At 67.2% G+C, this 20,502-nt stretch carries 19 protein-coding genes, 1 tRNA gene and 1 pseudogene; 8 read left to right on the top strand and 13 right to left on the bottom strand.

The window, feature by feature from the left end; translation table 11 throughout:
- A pseudogene (locus tag AB0L06_RS28135) lies at positions 1-85 on the top strand (IS5/IS1182 family transposase); the annotation flags it as partial.
- A 558-nt stretch (positions 86-643) separates the two neighbouring features.
- Here AB0L06_RS28135 and AB0L06_RS28140 read toward each other — a convergent pair.
- On the bottom strand, positions 644-3,628 hold the full coding sequence (locus AB0L06_RS28140; RefSeq protein ID WP_500234118.1) for a protein kinase domain-containing protein: 2,985 nt from the start codon (positions 3,626-3,628) through the stop codon (positions 644-646).
- Between the two features lie 860 nt (positions 3,629-4,488).
- On the opposite strand from AB0L06_RS28140, the gene AB0L06_RS28145 reads away from it, so the two are divergent.
- Complete coding sequence (locus tag AB0L06_RS28145) at positions 4,489-5,601, top strand: CapA family protein (RefSeq protein WP_500234119.1); 1,113 nt, start codon at positions 4,489-4,491, stop codon at positions 5,599-5,601.
- A 131-nt stretch (positions 5,602-5,732) separates the two neighbouring features.
- On the opposite strand, the gene AB0L06_RS28150 is transcribed toward AB0L06_RS28145, so the two are convergent.
- Both AB0L06_RS28150 and AB0L06_RS28155 read right to left on the bottom strand, forming a co-directional pair.
- Positions 5,733-6,380 carry a dienelactone hydrolase family protein gene (locus AB0L06_RS28150; RefSeq protein ID WP_500234120.1) on the bottom strand — a complete coding sequence of 216 codons (648 nt, stop codon included), beginning with the start codon at positions 6,378-6,380 and terminating at the stop codon, positions 5,733-5,735.
- On the bottom strand, positions 6,370-6,717 hold the full coding sequence (locus AB0L06_RS28155) for a phosphoribosyltransferase family protein (protein ID WP_500234121.1): 348 nt from the start codon (positions 6,715-6,717) through the stop codon (positions 6,370-6,372). The genes AB0L06_RS28150 and AB0L06_RS28155 overlap by 11 nt, the downstream gene beginning before the upstream one ends.
- A 213-nt stretch (positions 6,718-6,930) precedes the next feature.
- On the opposite strand from AB0L06_RS28155, the gene AB0L06_RS28160 reads away from it, so the two are divergent.
- Positions 6,931-7,107, top strand: a complete 177-nt coding sequence (locus AB0L06_RS28160) for a hypothetical protein (protein ID WP_500234122.1) — start codon at positions 6,931-6,933, stop codon at positions 7,105-7,107.
- An 81-nt stretch (positions 7,108-7,188) separates the two neighbouring features.
- Here AB0L06_RS28160 and AB0L06_RS28165 read toward each other — a convergent pair whose 3' ends face one another.
- Both AB0L06_RS28165 and AB0L06_RS28170 read right to left on the bottom strand, forming a co-directional pair.
- The gene (locus AB0L06_RS28165; RefSeq protein WP_500234123.1) at positions 7,189-8,103 is read right to left on the bottom strand and encodes an aminoglycoside phosphotransferase family protein; all 915 of its coding nucleotides are present in this window, start codon (positions 8,101-8,103) and stop codon (positions 7,189-7,191) included.
- A 752-nt stretch (positions 8,104-8,855) separates the two neighbouring features.
- Complete coding sequence (locus AB0L06_RS28170; RefSeq protein ID WP_500234124.1) at positions 8,856-9,743, bottom strand: LysR family transcriptional regulator; 888 nt, start codon at positions 9,741-9,743, stop codon at positions 8,856-8,858.
- Between the two features lie 101 nt (positions 9,744-9,844).
- On the opposite strand from AB0L06_RS28170, the gene AB0L06_RS28175 reads away from it, so the two are divergent.
- Positions 9,845-10,375, top strand: a complete 531-nt coding sequence (locus AB0L06_RS28175; protein WP_500234125.1) for a PACE efflux transporter — start codon at positions 9,845-9,847, stop codon at positions 10,373-10,375.
- A 784-nt stretch (positions 10,376-11,159) separates the two neighbouring features.
- Here the strand turns inward: AB0L06_RS28175 and AB0L06_RS28180 are convergent.
- The 5 genes from AB0L06_RS28180 to AB0L06_RS28200 form a co-directional block, all read right to left on the bottom strand.
- Positions 11,160-11,999, bottom strand: coding sequence for an aminoglycoside phosphotransferase (locus AB0L06_RS28180; protein ID WP_500234126.1), 840 nt, complete (start codon positions 11,997-11,999; stop codon positions 11,160-11,162).
- A complete protein-coding gene (locus tag AB0L06_RS28185) occupies positions 11,996-12,760 on the bottom strand; it encodes an aldo/keto reductase (RefSeq protein ID WP_500234127.1) in 765 nt (254 codons plus the stop codon). Before AB0L06_RS28185 ends, AB0L06_RS28180 begins: the two co-directional genes overlap by 4 nt.
- An 8-nt stretch (positions 12,761-12,768) precedes the next feature.
- The gene (locus AB0L06_RS28190) at positions 12,769-13,971 is read right to left on the bottom strand and encodes a JmjC domain-containing protein (RefSeq protein ID WP_500234128.1); all 1,203 of its coding nucleotides are present in this window, start codon (positions 13,969-13,971) and stop codon (positions 12,769-12,771) included.
- 107 nt (positions 13,972-14,078) lie between these two features.
- On the bottom strand, positions 14,079-14,243 hold the full coding sequence (locus tag AB0L06_RS28195; protein WP_500234129.1) for a hypothetical protein: 165 nt from the start codon (positions 14,241-14,243) through the stop codon (positions 14,079-14,081).
- A gap of 319 nt (positions 14,244-14,562) precedes the next feature.
- The gene (locus AB0L06_RS28200; RefSeq protein ID WP_500234130.1) at positions 14,563-14,967 is read right to left on the bottom strand and encodes a hypothetical protein; all 405 of its coding nucleotides are present in this window, start codon (positions 14,965-14,967) and stop codon (positions 14,563-14,565) included.
- 183 nt (positions 14,968-15,150) lie between these two features.
- Here AB0L06_RS28200 and AB0L06_RS28205 point away from each other — a divergent pair, with 183 nt between their 5' ends.
- Entirely contained in the window at positions 15,151-16,035 is an 885-nt protein-coding gene (locus AB0L06_RS28205; protein WP_500234131.1) for a DUF5753 domain-containing protein, read from the top strand.
- A gap of 58 nt (positions 16,036-16,093) precedes the next feature.
- Entirely contained in the window at positions 16,094-16,864 is a 771-nt protein-coding gene (locus AB0L06_RS28210; RefSeq protein ID WP_500234132.1) for a DUF6879 family protein, read from the top strand.
- Positions 16,865-17,121: 257 nt separating this feature from the next.
- On the opposite strand, the gene AB0L06_RS28215 is transcribed toward AB0L06_RS28210, so the two are convergent.
- The gene (locus AB0L06_RS28215; protein WP_500234356.1) at positions 17,122-17,358 is read right to left on the bottom strand and encodes a DUF397 domain-containing protein; all 237 of its coding nucleotides are present in this window, start codon (positions 17,356-17,358) and stop codon (positions 17,122-17,124) included.
- The gene (locus tag AB0L06_RS28220; protein WP_500234133.1) at positions 17,358-18,215 is read right to left on the bottom strand and encodes a helix-turn-helix domain-containing protein; all 858 of its coding nucleotides are present in this window, start codon (positions 18,213-18,215) and stop codon (positions 17,358-17,360) included. Before AB0L06_RS28220 ends, AB0L06_RS28215 begins: the two co-directional genes overlap by 1 nt.
- Positions 18,216-18,790: 575 nt before the next feature.
- Between AB0L06_RS28220 and AB0L06_RS28225 the strand changes: the two genes are divergently transcribed.
- The gene (locus AB0L06_RS28225) at positions 18,791-19,225 is read left to right on the top strand and encodes a hypothetical protein (protein WP_500234134.1); all 435 of its coding nucleotides are present in this window, start codon (positions 18,791-18,793) and stop codon (positions 19,223-19,225) included.
- A 192-nt stretch (positions 19,226-19,417) separates the two neighbouring features.
- Positions 19,418-19,900: an ATP-binding protein gene (locus tag AB0L06_RS28230; RefSeq protein WP_500234135.1), complete on the top strand. Its 483-nt coding sequence runs from the start codon at positions 19,418-19,420 to the stop codon at positions 19,898-19,900.
- A gap of 487 nt (positions 19,901-20,387) precedes the next feature.
- Here the strand turns inward: AB0L06_RS28230 and AB0L06_RS28235 are convergent.
- Positions 20,388-20,464 (bottom strand) — tRNA-Arg (locus AB0L06_RS28235).
- Between the last annotated feature and the right edge of the window lie 38 nt (positions 20,465-20,502).

The following is a 20,502-nucleotide window of genomic DNA, read 5'->3' on the forward strand; positions in this document are numbered from 1 at the left end:
CAAGCTCCGCTGCTGCCCACACCGAGCCGGCCACCTCGCCAAGGCCATCCACGTCCTACAAACCCGCGAAGCCCAAACTCACTGAAAAAGGCTCATTCTTCCATTCACGAAGAAGGGCAATCTCTGGACTCCCGTTTGCTGTAGTAGGAGTCCGATGTTCAGTCCGAACAGTCGCGGTCACGCCTCCGGGGCGGGACCGAACCCGGCAAGAGGGTGGCCCAGCCACCGAAGAGCAACGAGGTCCAAGACCAGCGCATGACGGTGCGGCCCTGTCGCGACGTGCCATCCTGTCCGCCCTTCCCCTGTCTCGCGTGTCGCCCCGTGCCACACGTAGTCACGCCCTACCGAAACCACCGAGCGACCATCGAGTGACCGTGGTGTCCGGCACGGGCCGCTGCTCGCCGATTGGGCTAGTGTCGGCGAGGCGATAACAAACATTTGCACGTGCCCTCGCCGTACCGATCGGCGATCCATGCTGGATCACGGTCAGCGCCTAGCTTGCCGTTGCCGCGAGACTGGCTCGATCAGCCGAGATCTCCAACCTCGACGGCACGCGGTCACGCCGACTGAGGACGATGGCGGCGCCCGCCGGGCCACAGGACCTGCCCGGACCTCGGTCTCATCGTCGAGAGCGCCTGGAGTGCTACGACTTCGCTGTCCCGGTCCCAGATTCCCTGGTAGATAGCAGGCTGCGGATCTCGGCCACGTCGGAGTGCTCGAGCGGGGTGAGAATGGTGAGCGCCTCTTGCAGACGTTGCCGCCCCTGATCGGGCTGTCCGGCGGCGAGGTGGACCCTTCCCAGCTCGGTGAGGTAGACCCCGATCTGTCGCTGGGATTCGATCGTGCGTAGGAGGTTGATCGCTTTCTCGAAGTGGCGGATGGCCTCACAGTACCGCCGTTGTCTGTTGTACGCCTCGCCGAGTTGACGTAGCGCAAACGCCTGACTTCCAGGATTCCGTGTCTCTTCAAGGATTGCTGCTGCCTTCTGGCTGCAGACGATGGCGTCGTTGATCTGCTCGAGGCCCAGATGGGCCGCGCTGAGGTTGGCCAGGGCGATCCCTTCTCCACGGCGCTCGGCGATGTTCTGGAAGACCGACAATGCTTGTTGCAAGTGCCCCAACGCCATGCCAAACTCACCGAGTTTGATATGAGCTCGTCCGATAGCGACGTGACAGTTGCCCTCGCTCAACTGATCGCCGCCCTGTTGGGCTAGGGGCAATACCTTCTCTGCGGACTCGAGGCTCTCCCGGTAGCGGCCCAGATCCCAGAGCCAATCGCTGTAGACGTTCAGCAGGAGCGCCTGTCCGATCTTGTCGCCCTGGCGCTGGGCCGCAGCGAGGCCGATATCCAGGACCGCCCCCATATCGTCTGGATACCACCCAACGAAGAGAAACGGGCCGAGTGCGAACGCAAGTCTCCAAGCGGCGGAATTGTAGCCGAGCTCAGCGGTCTGCCGGACGGCGCTCACCAGGTTGGTCCTCTCCTCCTTGAACCATGCCAACGCCTGGCTGTAACTGGTGAAACTCACCGCTGGCGGCTCGTTGGTGCTCGCTTTGCTGCGGGGAAATTGTCGCCCTTGAGGGAGGACGATGCTGCGAGCGGTGTCGGCGGTGTGGAGGTACCAGGTGAACAGCCGCTCGATCGCTTGATCGCGTGAGCGTGGGGGTTGGTCCTGGGCGGCGCGTTCGGCAGCGTACACGCTGAGTAGGTCGTGGAAGCGGTAGCGGTCGCGCCCGTTGTGCTGGAGCAGGTGCTGTCCGGTGAGGGTGTCCAAGGCCGCCCGGGCTTGGGGGATGGTTAGGTCGAGGAGGGCGGCGGCGGCTGGAAGTGAGATGTCTGGGCCGGTGTGCAGTCCGAGGAGTCTGAAGGTCTGGGCAGTGGGTTCTGGGATTCGGCGGTAGGACCAGGAGAAGACCGTTCGGACGGCGGTGGTGGGGTCGTCGCCGGTAGCCAGGGCGTCCAGGCGGTGGTGTTCGTCGGTGAGTTCGGCGACCAGGTCGGCCAGGCGTAGGTGAGGGTGGTTTTCCGCCCGGTCGGCGGCGATGCGCAGGGCGAGTGGGAGGTAGCCGCATCGTCGTGCGAGTTCGTGGGCCTGGTCGGGTTCGGCGTCGACGCGGTCGGTGCCGATGGTGCGGCGCAGCAGTTGTAGGGCCTGGTCGGGTGAAAGTAGGTCCAGGGGCACGCGGTGGGCTCCTTCGCGGGTGGCCAGTCCGGCGAGGTGGCTGCGGCTGGTGATCAGTGCAAGGCAACCGGGTGTGGCGGGCAGGAGCGGGCGGACTTGTCCGGCGTCGGCTGCGTTGTCCAGCACCACCAGGAGCCTGCGGTGGGCCAACAGCGAACGGAACAGCGCGGACCGGGCCTGCAATTCGTCTGGGATCTTGGTGGCGGGCACGTCGAGAGCGCGAAGGAAGCCGTCTAGGGCCTGCAGTGGGCTGAGAGGTTCGGCGGGGTCGTAGCCCCGCAGGTTGACGAACAGGACCCCGTCGGGGAAGCGGTCGGCGATCTGGTGCGCCCAGTGCACGGCAAGGGTGGTCTTGCCGATCCCGGCGCCGCCGGCGATCGCTGAGATGACCACCGCCTCGCATGCCCCGTCACCGGGCAGTAGTGAGGTCAGGGCGGTCAGGGCGTCCTGGCGGCCGACGAACACAGAACTGGGCGGCGGCAACTGCTGTGGCACCGGCCATGGCAGTTGCGGCTCCGGACCGGACTGTGCCACTGCCTCCCTCCTGGTGTCGAACATCGAGTTCTCAGCAGGTTGATCCGGGTCGGGTGGGGGCGGGAGGGGCTCAGAAATGTGCGATCTGGCGGAGCCAGGTCCCAAGATCGCACGGAGACGGTAGGCGACCTCGTCCGCAGACGCGGGTCGTTCTTCCGGTTGCTCGGCGACCAGAGCGCCGATGAGGTCATCGAGGTCTCCGCTGATCCTGGTCCGGTAAACGCCGGAGGTAGCCCCGTTTCGGCCCAGGCCGGTCAGCAGACGGTGGAGGGTCACGCCGAGCGCATGCAGGTCGGCCCTGTGGTCGACCGGCCTGCCTTGTTCCTGTTCAGGGGGCATGTAGCCGGGTGTGCCCATAGGTGCGCCGTGGCTGGTCAGCCCTAAGGTGACGTCGGGGAGGCTGGCGATCCCGAAGTCGCAGACCTTGATGGTGCCGTCGGTGAGGAGCATCAGGTTGGCGGGTTTGATGTCGCGGTGCACGATGCCGGCGCGGTGCGCCGCCGCCAGTCCAGCGCACGTTTGGATGCCCCAGTCCAGGACCTTGTCGAGCGGCAGGCCCGCGGGGGACTGCTGCAGCAGCAGGCCCAGGTCGTGGCCTTCTAGGAATTCCAGGACCAGGAACGGGACGAGGTGAACCCTGCCGTGGCGATCGGTATAGGTGTGCTCGCCGAAATCGTAGACCGTGGTGATGTTGCGGTGGTTCAACCTGGCCGCGGCCGCGGCTTCCCGCCGGAATCGGCGCAGCGCCTGACCAGCGACCCCAGTGTTGTCGCGTAGGTCGGTGTGGATCAGTTTGACCGCGATTCGGCGGCCCAGGGTCTGGTCGAACCCCTGCCAAACCTCACCCATCGCACCGCCACCCAGACGCCTACCTGCCCGATAGCGACCCGCCAACAAGGCCCGACCATCCATACCGTCACCGTAAACCGCCCGCCCGGAACGCGACAGGGGATCAGAAATCCATGGCTCAGCCGACGGTGCCAAGCACGAGCAGCGCCTGATCCGCACGACATGACCCGACCACGATCAACCCGCTGGCCACGCCGTCCTGTCCGGGCGCGCCGTCCCGGCGGGGCCAGCATCCGCTCACGGGGGCCGAACGCACGGTATGCATGGTTTCCGGCCCGCTGGACGGTCCCACGGGCGCGGATGGCGCGGCGGGACATGTGGGGTGGCGCGGGCCACAAATGCGTCGTGGTGCGGGTTGGACGGCTGCCGAGCGACCACGGGGCAAGGTGGGCGGGAGTTGATCTTGGCCGCAGTGGGATTTTCGCAGGTCAGAGGTGGCGCGCCCAGAGGGATTCGAACCCCTGACCGGCAGATTAGAAGCCCCCGCCGCCCATCACGAAGGGATCATGGTCGTGTCGCAAGGTGCCACGCTGTCCATCCTTGCCCCGTTTCGTGTGCCACCTCGTGCCACCCTGCACCACGCCCTACCGAAACCACCGAGCGACCGTGGCGCCCCGGCATGGGCTGCCACCCGCTGATGGGGGTTCGTGTCGGTGGGGCGATCACCACCGCCCACACATGGCCCACATGGTGCCTCATCGGCGAAACCCACCGGATCACAATAGGTGGATAGTCGTGCCGGGTTGGCCAGGTGACCACGGGCTGGTGACCGGGGTCAGGCGCCAGGCGTTCTCGGCACCGTTTACAGGTCACGCCCCAATTGGTCGATGGTGGCGTTGGGTGGGGTTCCCCATCCGGACCTTCCGTGGCCGCGATGCTGCCCAGAGCACCACACGACGTTGCAGGGGGTGCATAGTTGAAGTATGGCGAATCGTCAGGTGACGGTGTTCTTCTGCGGTGATGTGATGCTCGGCCGCGGCGTCGACCAGATCCTCCCGTACCCAGGAGATCCCACGCTGCGAGAGGCATGCGTGCGCGATGCCCGAACCTACGTCGAACTCGCCGAGGCCGTGAACGGCCCGATTCCTCAGCCGGTCGGTTTCTCCTGGCCCTGGGGGGAGGCGCTGCCGATACTCGACGATTTCGAGCCGGACATCCGAATGATCAACCTTGAAACGAGCATCACGAGAAGCGATGCCTTCGCGCCGGGCAAGGCTGTGCACTACCGGATGAATCCCGAGAACATTTCGTGCCTGGCCGTACTTCGGCCAGACGTTTGCGCCGTGGCCAACAACCATGTCCTCGACTTCGGCCGCCCGGGTCTGGAGGAGACGCTGGCCGCCCTCACCGGAGCGGGATTGCGAGCGGTGGGGGCGGGCCGGGACGTCGCCGCGGCGCGGCGGCCCGTGCCATGCCCCGTCGACGGGTCGGGGCGCGTCTTGGTCTATTCGTTCGGGATGGCCTCGAGCGGCATCCCCACGGACTGGGCCGCGGCTCCGGACTGCGCTGGGGTGGATTTCCTGCTCGGCCCGTCAGAAGCGGGCGCCGCCGAAATCGCCGACCGGGTCCAGGAGGCCAAACGCCCGGGTGACATCGTGATCGCCTCCGTCCACTGGGGCTCCAACTGGGGATATGGCGTCGCTCCGGGCCAAGAGCGCTTCGCGCACCGGCTGATCGACGCAGGCGTGGACGTCGTGCACGGGCATTCCTCACATCACCCGCGCCCGATCGAGATCTATCGGGGCAAAGCCATCCTGTACGGCTGCGGCGACTTCGTCGACGACTACGAGGGCATCAGGGGCTTTGAGGAGTTCCGGGACGACCTGCGCCTGATGTACTTCGTCTCGGTGGAGTTGGGAACAGGCGTGCTCGCCGACCTGAGCATCGTGCCCTTGCAGGCCCGGAAGATACGTTTGGAGCACGCCTCCGGCGCCGATTCCCGGTGGATTCTGGCGCTCCTCGATCGAATCAGCCATCCCTTCGGGACCCGAGTCGACCTTGATCGTGATGGTGTGATCACTGCGTACTCCGGGTGAGTGACACCGCTTGTCGGAGCCTGCGCCGTGGTCATCGGCCTTGCGTCCGGCACATTGCATGATCTCGTCGCGCGAGTCGCTCCGGGGTCGTCTCCTCCCCGTCTCTGTGGGGAGGCGGGTTCATGCCCCTTCTAGGGGTGCGGTATCGGCGCGAGATGATCGATGAACCACTCTCGCGCGAGTCCCGCGACCGTTTCGAGGGCTCCGGATTCTTCGAACAAGTGCGTCGCGTCAGGAACGACGGCGAGTCGGTTCTCGCAGCGCAACAGGGACTGGGCCTGTTGGTTGAGCTCGAGAACGACCTCGTCCCGTCCACCGATGATGAGCAGCGTGGGCGCTGTCACGCGGGGCAGCCGCGCGGTTGCGAGGTCGGGCCGGCCGCCACGGGAAACGACGGCGGCGACGCCCGCATCGGGTTCAGCGGCAGCCCACAGCGCCGCCGCGGCCCCGGTGCTGGCGCCGAAGTAGCCGACGCGCAGTCCCCTCATCTCCGGGCGGTCGCGCAACCAGACGGTGGTGTCGACCAGGCGGCGGGCGAGCAGCTCGATGTCGAACACGTTGGCCCGGTCGGCCTCTTCCTGCTTCGTCAGCAGGTCGAACAACAAGGTTCCGAGCCCGGCCTGGTTCAGCACGGTGGCCACGAAGCGGTTGCGCGGACTGTGGCGGCTGCTGCCGCTGCCGTGGGCGAACATGACGAACCCGCACGGGGCTTCGGGCACGGTCAGGCGGCCGGCCAGCCGCACCGGCCCGGCCTGTATCTCGACCTCCTCATCCCCCATGGGGTCGCCGTTCGGCGATGAAAAGGCGCTCGGCGCGTTCACGCGCCTCGACCGCGGCCAGTTCATCGGCTGACACATCCGAGAGACGGACGATCTCCTCGTCGATGATCCGTACGCCGTCCTGACCGATCGCCCCCATGCCCAGCTCCGGCTGGAACGGCACCCCCAGCTTCCGGACCACGACGACATCCAACGGCGCGTCCAACGCGCGGGCCACCCCCGCGGCGACGGGAACGCCTCCTCGCGGAAAACCCACGACCACCAGGTCCCGGCCTCTCGGATAGCGAAGCCGGGCCGCCAAACGTCGGCCCGCGTCAATTCGATCAATGAACATCATGGTTCTCCCCCCTTACCCCCAGGCTCAGGCGGGCGAACGGTGCGGCCAGGAGCGATGGTCACCTGTTGGAGTGACGCTCAGGCATCGCCGATCAGCCGGTCCGGAACAACAGATGCCAAATACTTCTGCAGGTGAGCCCACGATCACCTGCTCGGTCGGCGGCTCATCCGGTACGACCAAGGTATCCCTCCAGGACGGCGCCGTCTCAAACCCGTGTACGCCCACCGCGTCTTCAGCGTCACCATCGGCGGTGCCCTCGGCGGCCCCAACGTCGGCGGCGACACCATCGAGGGCGACGTCTCCTGGACCGCCCGGTCCACCGCCTGCGACTCGCCATCGGCCCCTCAGGGCGAGCGTGATCCGCAGCTGGACACCCTCGGGAGCGTCTAGTGAACGGCGGATCCGATGATCAAGGAGACGTCAGGCGACTGGCGCTGAAGGGGAAGGGCCGGGCTGGGTTCTGCTACGCGGTCAGGTGGGTTTCATGTACCAGCGGTCGGCGGTGCCTTCGATGAGGGAGCGCATCCGGCGCCGGAGTTCTTGGTGGGAGAAGGGGTCGCCGTGGGCGTTGCGGATGTGGATGCCGACGGCGTAGAGGTCGCGGATGCGCTGGAGCGTCTCGTAACCGGACCATGCGCGCAGGTCGTAACCGTAGGCGGAGGCGAAGGCGTCCACGTCGTGCTGGCTGAGGCCGAAGCGGGCCTGGCCGTGGTAGCTGTGGATCAGGTCCCATTCGCGGGGGCCGAGGGCAACGCTGTCCCAGTCGCCCAGGACGACGTGGCCGTCGCGGTGGCGGAACAGATTGTCGATCCAGGCGTCGCCGTGCACGAGGGCGGGAGATCCGATGAACGGCAGTTGCTTCCACTGCCCGGTGAGGTCGGTGATGTGGTGGCTCAGCCAATCGCGTTCGCTGAGGGGGAGGCTGTCGGGATGCTGCTGGAGGCCGGTGCGGACGCTGGCCAGCGGATCGTCCAGGCGGCGGAGTGCGATCGGTGGGGCGGGGAGGGTGTGCAGGTCGCGCAGGAGGCGGCCGAGTTCGCTGGTAGTGGAGGGGACGTCGCTGCACGGCACGTAGTCCCAGAACGTGACCGCGACTCCGGCGCACATCACGGGCTGGTCGGTGATGTGGTCAGCTGGTCGGACGGTGGGGAAACCGTGTTGGTCGAGCCAGCGCGTGACGGCCAGGACGGCGGGCAGCCGCTCGGCGGCGGTGGGCGCGGTGGCGATCCGAACGATGATCGGCTCTTTGAGCTTGTAGACGGCGTTGCTCCGCAGCCGTAGGAGTTCAGCGCCACCATGGTCCAGCCCGACGGTTTGGCATACGGCGTGCAGGATCTGCTGAGCGCGCTCGGCGAGGCTGGGGACGCCGGCCAACGATTCAGCCATGGAGCCTTTCGCTTTGGCCATCAGGAGCGGTGGATTCGGCACCAAGTACCTCATCCAACCTAAGCAGTTCCCGGGGCGGGCGAGGGCCGGGGCGATGACGCGGCGGACGTCTCGGGCTTGCTGCATGTCGGGCATATGGGCGTGAGCACCGCTGAGGTACAGGTAGAGGCGCTCCTTGGTGAGCCGAACGCCAGGTTCGCCGAAGCGGAGGCTTTGGTCTTCGCGAAGATCCGTTGGGCTTCGGCCAGCGCTTGCGCGGCCTTGCCGTAGTCGCCGAGGCGGGCGCGTGCGCGGCCTTCGGCTGCGGCGGCGGGTTACGTGAGGTGGCGCGGGTCACAGCGGGTGCGGTCGGGGCGTTGGATGTCCACGGAGCGGCCACGGAGGCAAGCCGGGCGAAGTGGGCGGGATTTGATCACTGCTGCGGTGGGGTTTTCGCAGGTCAGTGGGTGGCGCTCCCAGAGGGATTCGAACCCCCGACCGGCAGATTAGAAGCCCCACCACCCGTCACGATGGGTTCATGGCCGTGCCGCAACGTGCCATTTTGTCCGTCCTTGCCCCGTGTCGCGTGCCGCCCGGCACCACGCCCTACCAAAACCATCGAGCGACCATCGAGCGACCGTGGTGCCCCAGCGTGGGCCGCCATCCGCCGATGGGGGGATGCCGGGACACCACGGACCTGGGTGAGATCTCGTTCGTGGACTGCCCGGTCTGGCCGTCGTCCCGGTACTCGTAGTGCTGGCGGATACCCGGTGTCAACGGTGACCGGGCCGCATCAGTTCAACGACTTCTCCCGCGGCTTTGCGGAGCGGCTTTCTGCGCAACCACACCAGGTGCACGGGCAGGGGCACGCCGTTTCGTGTGTTCTCGAAGCTCAACAACCGTAGTCTGCCGGCGGCGACTGCTGCTCGGATCGAGCTCGTGGGCAGGTTCGCCCATCCGGCTCCGCCTTGCACCAGGTCGAGTGCGGCGTCCACGGAGTCCACGTGCCAGCGGTCGCCGGAGACGATGAGCCGGCGGTCCGCGACGGACTCGTCGGGCCCGGCCACCAGGATCTGACGGCTGGCGCTCAGGTCTTCGAGCCGTCGCAGGTCGGCGGGCAGGCCGAAGGTGTCGACGGTGGCGGAGGCCACGGCGACGAAGGTCTCCTCGCCGACGGTGATGCGGACCTCCTCCCGGTCCGCCTGCGCGGGGGCGGGCATGAGTGCCAGGTCGATGCGCTCCTGGTGCAGCATCGTGCTGACCTGGTCCTGCGGGGCGTGGAGCAGGTTGACGCGCAGCAGGGGGTAGCGGGCACCGATCCGAGTCACCGTCTCCAACAAATCCTGGTCCCGGATCCCGGTGGCCACGGCGAGGGTGAGGGTGCTCTCCAGGTCCTGCGACAGCTCCATGGCGTGGACCTGGAGCAGCCGCAGGCTGCTGGCGATGGTGCGGGCCTGGGGCACCAGCGCCATCGCCCGGGCGGTGGGTGTCGCTTCCCGGTGGGACCGGTCGAACAAGGGGTATCCAAGTTCGGCCTCAAGGTCGGCGATGCCCATGCTGACCGCGGACGGCACCCGACGCAGTGCGCGGGCCGCGGCGGAGAAGGAGCCGTGGTCGACCACGGCCAGGAACAGCGTGATGTCGTGGCTGGAGAGCGCCATCCCGTATACCTGTCAGTTTTCTTGAAAGGATCTAACTTTTTACGCCAATTTACCTGAACTATCGTGGTTGTGCGCACACGGCCGAATCGGAAGGTAAATACATGCAGGGCGTGAAACGAAAACTGGTCTACGTCGGAGCCTACGAGGTTCTCGGGCTGCTGTTGGGCACCTCGGTGATGACGCTGCTGACGGGCAACTCGCTCTCATCCACCGGGCCCTTGGCGATCATGGTCAGCGTCGTGTGCACCTCATGGAACATGGGCTACAACTACCTCTTCGAGGCGTGGGAATCGCGGCAGAGGGACCGCACGCGGACGGTGTGGCGTCGGATCCTGCACGCCGTGGTGTTCCAGGTCACCCTGGTCTGCTTCCTCGTCCCCCTCATCGCCTGGTGGCTGGGCATCAGCTTGGTTCATGCCTTCCTGCTCGACATCGTGTTCATCGTCTACGTCCCCTTCTACACGCTGGCCTACAACTGGGCCTTCGACAAGATCTTCGGAGTTCCGACCTCGGCAATGAACGACGCCGATCCCCAGGAAAACGTCATGAAGGGCAAACCCGTGTCGTCGTCTCACCTGAACCGCGGTGAGACCGAAACCGATGCAGACAAAGTGAGCCTCACCATCGGCTAAGCCAGGCAGGCCGAGAATGCTGGGAGGGGGGACCTGGCGTTCACTTTCAACGTGGTTCTTTGCCAGGGAAGCGCACTACTTCCTGGACCAGGAGGTACCCGGTGCACGGCGGAGACGTTCGCCGACAAGCTCGGTTGGGATCCGCGTGTGGAAGAGGGATCTCCCACCCGCTCCACCCCTAGTGGCCGTGCTACGGGGGAATCTCAGTGGGAGTTTGCTGAGGTACTAGTGGCGGGCCAGGCATGACGGGTGACCCGTGCTAAACCGCGCCGAGTTCGTGCGGGTGGACGAGCAATGGCTGAAGCCTCGTGGGATGGTCGAGTGTACGGGGCTTCCGCTTTGGCGGATGTTGCCGACCGCGTGGGGCATGGACGCCAACCACGCGCAAGGCAGGCTTCCGAGCACGTCCGCTGGCTGAAACCGTCCGGGACACATGGAAGTGGACCAGAGCGGCGGGCAGCTGATGGCGCACGAACGATGGGCAGAACATGGCCTCACGCTCGAGCGCGAGATACGGCTGTTACCGGAGTGGGGCGCGGCAAGTTCAGGGGGAGGAGCTCTTTGCTGAAGGCCCGGCTGATGGCGGGGCCTCAGTAGTCGGTGGCGTACCGCTCGCGGGGCTGGTAATCCTCGCCGGTGTACAAGGTGAACGCCGCGGCGTTTGCGGATGCCGGTCTCCAGGATCGAGTACTTGAACCTCGATACATATGCCTCGGCGTCCTTGCAGTTACCACTTGTTTGTATCTTCAGCGGGCACCATGTGAGGGACGCTGGTCAGGTCAGGTCAGGTCAGGTCGGCAAGCAGTTCGGGCGCGGTGGTGGCCATGACGTCGGTGAGCGGCCCCTTCTGGCCGGTCCGGTTGAAGGCTCTGGCGACGTTGGCGCACTGCATGAGCCGCACCAGCCGTCCGGTCCGGGTGGACAGCACCTCGTCGAACACCTCCAGCACCTTGGCAGCCAGGGGCGGCACCTGAAGGGAGGCGACCCACAGCGTCGCGGGGTCGAGGGCGGCGGGCGCCCTGCCCCATGACTCCCAGTCGATGAGAGTCAGTGTCGGTCCGCACACGTTCGCCCATCCCAGGTCGCCGTGGACGGTCGCCCAGTCGGTGATCGTGGTGTCGAGCTCGTCGCCGTATACCTCGGTGATCCGCCGGGACAGGTGCTCTTGGGTCATGCAGATCCGCTGAGTCTTGTACGCGGCCAGTGACTTGGATGCGGCCTGCAGGTCCGCCCACCAGGTGTCTGGCAGGCCGGGGTCGGTGGTGAGTGATCCGGTGCCCGACACTGCGGGGTCGGTGACCCGCGTCATCTCATCGGCCCGCCACACCACCTCCCGGTCGGTGTCGTACCAGGTCGCGGCGGATCGCCAGAGGGGGCGCGGTATCTGGTCCAGGTCCAGTGCGGCCTCGAGCCCGGTGAGCGCCTCGGCGTTCACCTCGGCCGGGGGGTGCCAGGCCAGTCGGACCCAGGTGCCTACGCCGGTTGGGAACCCGGCGGTTCCGTTGAGGGCGCTGTAGTGCCCGGCGGCTCGGTCGAGGATGAGACACAGTCGGGCTTCGATGATGTCGAGCACGTCGTCGTGCGGCGCCTTCGACAGGTTGAACAGGGGCGCTTGGAGGCTCACGAGGTCACCGTAGCCTTCCGTTGCGTGAGCAAGGCCCGGTACGCGGCCACCCGCGCGGGGTCGATGTCGAGCCTGGTCGCAGCGATCAGTTCGGCGAGGTGGTCGCGCTGGTCGGCGCCGACAGCGATCGCCGCCAGGTCGGGCAGATGGTAGGCGACGGCGAACGCGGCCTGAAGCGGTGTCGTCGCTACCTGCCCGCGGACGAAGGCGCCGGGCGCGGGCCATGGGACGGCGGCAGGGGTTCCGCCGAACGGGGCCATTCCCCACCGGCCAGCGGCAGGGACATTGAGGAGTTCGGCGAGGTGCCCAGCGGCGTCCAGCGCCGCCGGGGCGCAAGTGAGCCCGCACCTGGTCATCAGCACATCCGGCGCTGGCACTTCGGCCAGATACGGCATGAGCACCTCGGCGTTCCATGAGGAGATGCCCCACGCGTTGGACAGCCCCGTTCTGACGGTGTCGGTGAGTGTGGTGACGGCGGCTGCCAGAGCGTCCCGGCCGTGGGGCTTCGGCAGGCCGTTCAGGGACCGTTCGGGGTTGTGCAGGAACACCAGGTTCGGTGGCCGGCCGAGCTCGGTGGCGCTCTGCTCGATCGCCTTCCGCAGTCGGAGCGGGTCGAGGCTGTGACCGTCGGGGAAGAACCCGACTTTGGTGGAGATCTCGAACTCACCGAGCAGGTCACCGGCCACTTCGGCCAGCGCCCGGTGGGAGGCGAACCGCAGGTAGTTGTAGGCGGTGTCGAGACGGCGGACGCCGAGGTCCAAGGCGGCTTCTAGCGTGTCCCGGTGGTGACGAGACCGGTGTAGCCCAAGGACAACTCCTCGGTCATCGGCGCGCATATCCCCTCCTTCATCAGCGCGGTGGCAACAGCGAGCGTGTCGGCGTCGGCGAGCTCGACCGGCGCGCCGCTCAGCAGCTGGCCAAGCGGGCCGGCAGCGCGCGACTTGAAGGTGAGCTTCTTACCGGCGGCGAGGACGTCGATGGTGCCGTCAGCGGTGCTGCCGTGCCGGTCGATGTGCGGCTCGAACTGGGTGACGCACACTGCCTCGCGCGGTCGCATGAACAGGTCGGCGGCGGGGGTCTGCCGGGCGGGTCGCCTCTGGGTCTCCCGCGCGTGCAGTGATTCGGCGGGGGTGCGGTCGGCGGCCAGCTTCGCCACAGCCGCGACCAGTTCGGCCTGCTGGGCGGCCCACACCTCCGGAGCAGCCCACCTGTCCAGGTCCGTTCGGAACCGTTCTTCGGCCCGGCCCTGATCGGCCAGCCAATCCAGCCACGTCACCCCGGTTCGCTTCACGAATCCGACGGTGGCGTGCAGGCTGAAGCCTTCGCCGCGCTCGGCCCGTGTGGCCTGGTGCCAGAAGCCCCGAGGGATATGCATCACGTCCCCAGCCGTGAGCGTTCCTCGCCACACGACGTCCTCGCTCGGTTCGAGCGTGGCGACGGCGTCCCGGTACATCGGGGCTGTACGCGACCGGGCGCGCACCTCCCAACTCTTCTCACCCGCCACCTGGAAGATGATCACATCGTGGTCGTCCCAATGCATGTCGAACCCGGCCGCTTCCTGGGTGGTCAGGTACGCGTTGATCTGTACGATCTCGTGCGACCACCACTGAAGGGCCCGGCAGAACACCTCCAGCGCCGGGTCGAACACGTCCACCTCGTCCAGCACCAGGGTGCAGCCTTCGCGCAGGAGGCCGTCGAGTTTGACGGTGTCCACCATCCGGATGCTCTGGCCCCGGCGTCCGACCTCATCGGCTGAGTACAGAACCGGGTGGAGTTCCCGGCCCTCTCGGAAGCAGCGCAGTTGCGGGGTGGTCAGGCTGCGGCGCGTTGCGATGTCGAGCAACTTCGTCGGTGTGAGCAGGCGCGCGGACAGGCCGGGGTCGAAGCTTCCCCGCGCGAAGTCGGTGCCGACTTTTCCCGGCCCGGTCCAGCCGAGTGCGTTTTCCATCGCCGTCACGATGAGGTGTTCCATCACCTGCTCCTTGGATGATCCGTGTTGATCGGAGGGAGGGGAGGACGGTCCCGTGCGGGGGATCGGGACCGCCCTCCCGGATCTGAGGGGTGACGCTTGAAGCGGGGTCAGCCCCGGCCGGGGAAGTTGTGGTCCTTGTTGTCGCCGTCATCACCGGCAGAGGTGCCGGTGGAGTCGGAGAACGCGGAGTCGAACCGGTCGTGGACCACAGAGAGGGTCTCCACGGCCACGAGAAGGTCGCTGTCAGCGCTGGTGCCGTCAATCGTGATCATCGTGATCGCCTTCCATATCGGGTGTCGGGTGGTCCCTGCGATCGCTGGGGTATCGGGCGGTCCGCGCGCCCGCGCTCTCACAGCGGCCTCCGGGTGCCCGCCCTCGCCTCCGCCTGAGCCCGCAACGCGGCCGGGTCCTGGCGGGAGATCACTTCACTGTGGTGCGGGGCGCGCCACCATCGGCCCGGGGTCGGCAGGAACCCCCATGACGGGCAGTCGGTCCGGAGCCGGTGGAGCGCCTCGGCCGAGGTCGGCGGGACCTGCTCGACTGGCAGGACGCAAGACGGTGGGCCGAACACGTCCACCATGCGGTCAGGCATCAGATCCGCCCCAGAGGGGCGCACTCGGCAAGCAGTGCTTCGATGAAATCGGCCAGGTCGTCCCCGACCTTGCATCGGCGGACCAGTGACTGTGGCTCCTGCCATGCGGGCACGGCCGGGATGGTGGACCACCACCGTCCACCGCCGTGTGCACGGGAGATCGTCACCCGCACCCGCGGGCCTCCTTTGTCGGCCCGCCACACCCGGACTTCGTGCTCACTGCGGAACCCGGGTTCCTTGCGCGGCCACGGGCCGGAGGTCACCAGGCGCGGCTTGTCGGCGGCCCTGGTCTTCATAGCGGCTTCGATGGCTTCGGTGAAGGCGACGAGGTCGGCGAAATTCGGGTCGCTGGGGAGCGATTCGGCCGCGCGATCTCCGGTTCTTGGGGTGTCGAAGGCGGCCACGGGGCGTTGTCCTTCCGGGTGACGGTCGAAGGCTGCTTTGAGGGCTGTGTCCTACGACCTTGACCCCTTGGCCGCTCGTACCGGAAAGAAGTTGGCAGAGGTTGGTACCTCCGGCGGTGTCAGGTGCCAATCCTCGCCAACAGATCACCGGCATCGTCCAGCCTTACGTCACCATGTGCGGTGATGCCGTCCTCACGTTCACCTTCGTCGTCGGCGCAGGCCGCCCGTCAGCGTCTCGCCGACCAGCTCCGCGACATGCGCCGGGCCGCGCGGATCACCGGCCGGGCGTTCGCCGCCGCTGCCGGGTGGGCCGACGCGTCCACGGTGTCGAAGGTGGAGGGCGGCCAGCGGACCATCACGGCCGACCATGTTCGGCTGTGGTGCCGGATCTGCGGGGCGTCGGAGCCGCGTACGGCAGAGCTGCTGGCCGAGGCGTCGAACGCAGCCGGCGCCTGGGCGACGCACATGGAGCTCAACCGGGGCGGGCTGAAGGCGCGACAGGAGCGGCTGCGCCGGATCTACTGGGACGTGAAGGTGCAGCGGATCTACCAGACCCGGGTCATCCCGGGCCTGCTCCAGACCGAGGACATGATCACCTTCCTGCTGGAGAGCGTCCGGAGCGACCAGCATGTCGAGATCGACGACGTCGCCGAGGCGGTCGCCGCACGGCTGGCCCGTCAGGAGTGCCTGAAACGTCCGGACGCCCGGTGGCTGTTCATCGTGGAGGAGGACGTTCTCTGGTACCGGCCGGGTCCGCTGGAAACCCACCGGGAGCAGTTGACCCACCTTCTAGAGGTGACCCGTAGGCCGACGGTCTTCTTCGGCGTCATCCCCCGCGACACCGACCGGCGCGGAGTCATCACCGGCGAGTCGTTCACGATGGACGACGAGAGCCTCGTCGCGGTCGAGCTGACCTCCGGAGAAGTGAACATCACCAGCCCCGGCGAACTGCGGCTGTACCTGGAGATGTGGGCTCGGCTGGAGAGCATCGCCGTCTACGGGGATCGCGCGCGCGATCTGATCCGCGCGGCGCGGGACGCCCTTGACGCCGCTCGCGCTGATGAGTGAGGGTCACCGTGGAATCATCCGCGCCCACCCCGCAGCCGACCCAGCAAGGGAGCGCACCATGACCAGCCCCCGTTTCGTCCGTCTCGATTTCGTCGGCGGGGACAAGGACTCCGGCCGCGAACACTGCCCGGCTGTGTTCGTTGACCCGCTCACCGGCGACTTCCTGTTCCAGGGCCGCGTGGTGACCGACCCGGCGGTGCTGGAGATGCTCGGGGAACACGCCGTACTCGCATCCGATGAGGCTGTGGTGTGGCTGCCGGCCCGGATGCGCCAAGTCATCCTCGACGCGCTCACCGGCTACGAGGAGGGAAGACGCGGGCACGGCGCACCGGACTTCGAGACGATGCTCGCCGGGGCCCGCCGGACGGCGATCCACCTGGAGATGCGCGACTTCTACGGCCCCGACGAGGGGTTCCAGGCGTGGGTGGACGGCGCCCCGGCCGCCCTGTCGGACGACGGCGGCCGATGGGACCGCGTGATCGGCGACGCAGTCGGGAGAGGCGTCACCGTACGGCGCGTGCGCATCGTGTCTCGCCCAGCGTCGAAGTACACACGGTGGCTGCACGCGACGACCGGCGAGAACCTCGCCGCGGGCGAGGACGTCCGCTGGCTGTGGCGGCCCGACGCACTCGGCCTGCTGCTGCCGCACGCAGACCTGTGGATGTTCGACCACCGCCTCATCGCCTTCAACCACAACGACGGCGAAGGCGACCACGTACCCGGCTACACCTACGTCACCGACCCTCGGGAGATCCCTCCGATCGTCGCCGCCGTCGAGATGGCGTGGGAACGGGCGACACCTCACGAGAAGTTCGACATCGAGGGTTAGCCCATCGGCCGGCGGTCAACGGCTGCGCTGTGCTTCTGCTTCACCAGCGTGACCGCAGCCAGGAGCATGCCTGTCCGGCTTCCGGTACGGCTACGACGGCCCTCGCCTCGCGGCCTCATCCACAAACACAACCCGGCCCGGTCCGATCAGGTAGCCGCGGGCCGTCCCTCCGTACGGCCGCGAACTCATGCGCCGCTCGTAGGAGATCGGCGGTCAGCGCGCGGTCCATTGAGGTTCCGGCATGGTGCTTGTTCCCGTCAGCTCAAGTCATGGGTTCCGGCCTTGACCTCGGCAAGGAACGCCCCCCACTCAAACCCGGTGAATGCGAGCACAGGACCGATTGGGTCTTTGGAGTCACGCGTGACGTGGGAGTGATCCACCTGGGCAACCTCAACGCAGGCGCCACCAGACTGGTCGCTGCGGCTTGACTTGCGCCATCGTGCGGTCGGCAGGTCGCCTCCGGTCAGGCGCCGTTGAGAGGTTCGGTGCATCATCACGCTTCCCGGTGTAGATGCGCGACGAAGTCGAGCGACTTGCGTGGGTCGAGTGCTTGGCCGCGCAGATAGTCGAACACTTCACTATATTCGGCGACGACGCCCGTCTCTTCCTGATAGGAGCTGGCCTGCCGCGCCTCAAGGTAGAGCACATCCAGGTCGGCGGACTCGGGAAAGCCCAGGATGTCGAAGGAAGCTCCCATCGAGGCGTGTGGTCCGGCGCTGAACGGAAGCACCTGCATGGTGACGGTCGGCAGTTCGGCCTTCTCCAGGATGTGCTTCAGCTGAGCCGTCCAAGCTGCCCGGTCGTGAAGCTGTCGCCGCAGCACCGCCTCACTCATGATCACCCACAGCGTGAGCGGGTGACTCGAGGTCTCCAGGCGTCGCTGGCGTTCGACGCGGACGTTGATGATGCGCTCGATCTCATCGTCCTCCAGGCGGGGGATCGAGGCCGTCACCAGGGCTCGGATGTACTCCGGAGTCTGGAGTAGTCCGTAGACCAGCTCCTGCTGGAAGGTCCGAAGGGAAGACGCCTCCTCCTCCAGGTTGAAGTACACCTCAGCCCAGGACGGGACGACGGCGCGATGCACGTGCCACCAGCCGGGCTGACGTGCTCGGCGTGTCAGGTCGGCCAGGTACTCCACCCGTTCCTTGTCCGTGACGCCGTACAAGGCCAAGAGAGCGCGCACATCCGCCAGGCGGATGTTGATGTTGCCTGCCTCGATCTTCTCCTGCTTCGACTTCGACCACCCCATCTCCCGGGCGACGTCCGCCTGACTGAGGCTGCACTCGGCGCGGAGCTTGCTCAGGACACGGGCGACCACACGCTGCCGCGCGGTCGGTTTGGTCTGCGCCACGGTCTGCTCCTGGGTGGGTTTGAAGGGGTATGGCCATGCGAATTTTACGAGTCTCAAGTTTTTCTGGACTAGCTCTACTTGAGAGCGTCATAGTTAGGTCACTGGCCGTGTCGTACGACACACGCCAGGTCACAGAAGCTACAGCTCTCCAACTCGCACAGCTCGACGAACCGGGGACCCAGCTGATGAACGAGCGAGCCTCATGTCCTCCGCACTCCCTCGCACTTCCATCTCTCCCCGCTTCGGCTGCCGAGGCGGGACGTTGGACGGTGGCCTAGTTCGCGGGGCGGCACACGTTGGTCCGCATCTTGGCGCCGGACGCCGCCGCGGCAGACGGCGATCCGCCTGAGTTCCCATCTCCAGACGGGGGCATCGGGCAGCGCTCCAGCGGGTGACCTCCCGGGATTCCCCCGACCGAGCCCGGTTGCAGGAGCCCGTGCCGAGGGCCGACAGGACCCAGCGTGGCGGCGAAGTCCTGCGCCCGATGCCCCGCCGATACGTCTCCGGGCGGGACGACATCCCTGATGCGTCCCGCCCGGAGGCTCCAACCCCAACCTTGATGAGGAGCGCCAGGCATGGCCGACCACGATTCCTCCCAGCCCGTGCAGGTCCATCCGACCCGCGCCGTGACCACCCCAGCCGGCGAGACGATAGAGGTGGACGAGTTGATGGTGCCGCTGGTCAAGGCGCTGTGGGCGGCGGGCTACGCCACGCTCATGTGTTGTCAGGACGCGGGCCAGGCGGTCCGTGCTGGAGGTACCTGCACCCCGGTGGAGCACCGTTCCTTGTACGGCGACTACTACGAGGGGCTCGCGTGGGTGAAGCTGCCGATCGACGACATGGTCCGGTTGCGGGCCTTCACCCGGAGATTGGCGGAGAACCGGCGGTGGATGGCCTCGGCGCCGATCCGTCCGGATGGCATGGAGCCCTGGGCGAGCCTGCACTTTCCGGCCGACCAGATCGCCGACGTCACCAAGCTGCTGCGGAATGTGCGCCACGACGCGCCGTGAGCAAGAGTCCCGCTTCGCCCAGAAATCCACAAGAAGGGCGGCTGTTGAGCGCGCCGGAACGCGCCGGAAGCGGTGGAGATCAACGTGCCTTGACCTCGGCGGCGGAGATTTGCGGTAATCGCCACCCCGGCGGCCCGAACGGCAACGGCACAAACGCGGCCACAGGCGGCCCCGACAAGGGAGAAAATGTTCATGGAGAAGCGCAAGTGGAGGTACAGTACGGCAGCCGAATGGCTGTACGGGACCGGTGAGATGCGGTGGCGGCGTACCTTCTCCGGCAAGGCGTCGCAGGCTTCGGCCGCGCGGCACTTCGCCCGCGCGTTGTTCGCTGGGGAGATCTGCGCGGACGTGGTGGAGTTCGTCGTGTCGGAGCTGACCGCCAACACCCTGCGCCACACCTGCTCGGTCGACGAGGGCGGCTGGTTCGGCGTCGAGCTGGCCTACGGTGACCCGGTCTATGTCGGGGTCACCGATGTCGGAGGCCGGGGCGTCCCCACCGTCCAGCAGCCGGACGACACCCTGGAGAGCGGACGCGGTCTGTATGCGGTGTCGCATCTCGCGATCGCACTGGGCATCCACGGCAGCCCCGCCCTCGGCCACACCGTCTGGGTCGACCTCGACCGCCACCAGTCCCTGGAGGCCCCCGCAGGACTCGGCATCCCCTTGGCCTCGTAGGGAGGGACCAGCCTGGGGTTATCAGGCTGGTCCCCCGGGATCAGGGTAGAGGAACATCTTCGGAGAACCTCGCTCATTCCGCCGATTCGGGCGTAATGGGCGGGGTCTTCTCTATCGGTTTCATCACTGCGTAAATGCACCGGTCCGTTCAGATTTGATGTCCTGTTCGGCGCGTTGGCGTGTACGGCGTGACGCGACCGCCCGTCTAACCCGTCGGCCCCGCCCGGACATGCCGTCCCGGCGGGGCCGACGTGCGCTTGCCCGACTGAACGCGCGGGGGCGGGTTCGTGTGTTCCCGCCGGGTCCGTCAGATGGCCCTACGGGCGTGGTGCGACGTGGCGGGTCGAGTGGGGTGGCGCGGGTCACGGCGGGTGTGGTCGGGGCGTTGGATGTCCGCCGAGCGACCACGGAGCGACCACGGCGGCAAAACGGGGCACAGTGGGCGGGATTTGATCGCTGCCGCGATGGTGTTTTTGCAGGTCAGAGGTGGCGCGCCCAGAGGGATTCGAACCCCCGACCGGCAGATTAGAAGTCTGCTGCTCTATCCGGCTGAGCTATGGGCGCTTGTGAGAGAGGAGTCTAGAGCGAGGCGGGGGGTGTTC

Origin of the sequence: Spirillospora sp. NPDC052269 (assembly GCF_040679435.1) — a bacterium.
GTDB lineage: Bacteria > Actinomycetota > Actinomycetes > Streptosporangiales > Streptosporangiaceae > Spirillospora.

What these genes read in the sequence shown, in the direction of transcription:
- AB0L06_RS28140 (WP_500234118.1), bottom strand. Translation starts at nt 3,628, where the DNA reads ATGGATGGTCGGGCCTTGTTGGCGGGTCGCTATCGGGCAGGTAGGCGT.
- AB0L06_RS28145 (WP_500234119.1), top strand. Translation starts at nt 4,489, where the DNA reads ATGGCGAATCGTCAGGTGACGGTGTTCTTCTGCGGTGATGTGATGCTC.
- AB0L06_RS28150 (WP_500234120.1), bottom strand. Translation starts at nt 6,380, where the DNA reads ATGGGGGATGAGGAGGTCGAGATACAGGCCGGGCCGGTGCGGCTGGCC.
- AB0L06_RS28155 (WP_500234121.1), bottom strand. Translation starts at nt 6,717, where the DNA reads ATGATGTTCATTGATCGAATTGACGCGGGCCGACGTTTGGCGGCCCGG.
- AB0L06_RS28165 (WP_500234123.1), bottom strand. Translation starts at nt 8,103, where the DNA reads ATGGCTGAATCGTTGGCCGGCGTCCCCAGCCTCGCCGAGCGCGCTCAG.
- AB0L06_RS28170 (WP_500234124.1), bottom strand. Translation starts at nt 9,743, where the DNA reads ATGGCGCTCTCCAGCCACGACATCACGCTGTTCCTGGCCGTGGTCGAC.
- AB0L06_RS28175 (WP_500234125.1), top strand. Translation starts at nt 9,845, where the DNA reads ATGCAGGGCGTGAAACGAAAACTGGTCTACGTCGGAGCCTACGAGGTT.
- AB0L06_RS28190 (WP_500234128.1), bottom strand. Translation starts at nt 13,971, where the DNA reads ATGGAACACCTCATCGTGACGGCGATGGAAAACGCACTCGGCTGGACC.
- AB0L06_RS28195 (WP_500234129.1), bottom strand. Translation starts at nt 14,243, where the DNA reads ATGATCACGATTGACGGCACCAGCGCTGACAGCGACCTTCTCGTGGCC.
- AB0L06_RS28205 (WP_500234131.1), top strand. Translation starts at nt 15,151, where the DNA reads ATGCCGTCCTCACGTTCACCTTCGTCGTCGGCGCAGGCCGCCCGTCAG.
- AB0L06_RS28210 (WP_500234132.1), top strand. Translation starts at nt 16,094, where the DNA reads ATGACCAGCCCCCGTTTCGTCCGTCTCGATTTCGTCGGCGGGGACAAG.
- AB0L06_RS28215 (WP_500234356.1), bottom strand. Translation starts at nt 17,358, where the DNA reads ATGATGCACCGAACCTCTCAACGGCGCCTGACCGGAGGCGACCTGCCG.
- AB0L06_RS28225 (WP_500234134.1), top strand. Translation starts at nt 18,791, where the DNA reads ATGGCCGACCACGATTCCTCCCAGCCCGTGCAGGTCCATCCGACCCGC.
- AB0L06_RS28230 (WP_500234135.1), top strand. Translation starts at nt 19,418, where the DNA reads ATGGAGAAGCGCAAGTGGAGGTACAGTACGGCAGCCGAATGGCTGTAC.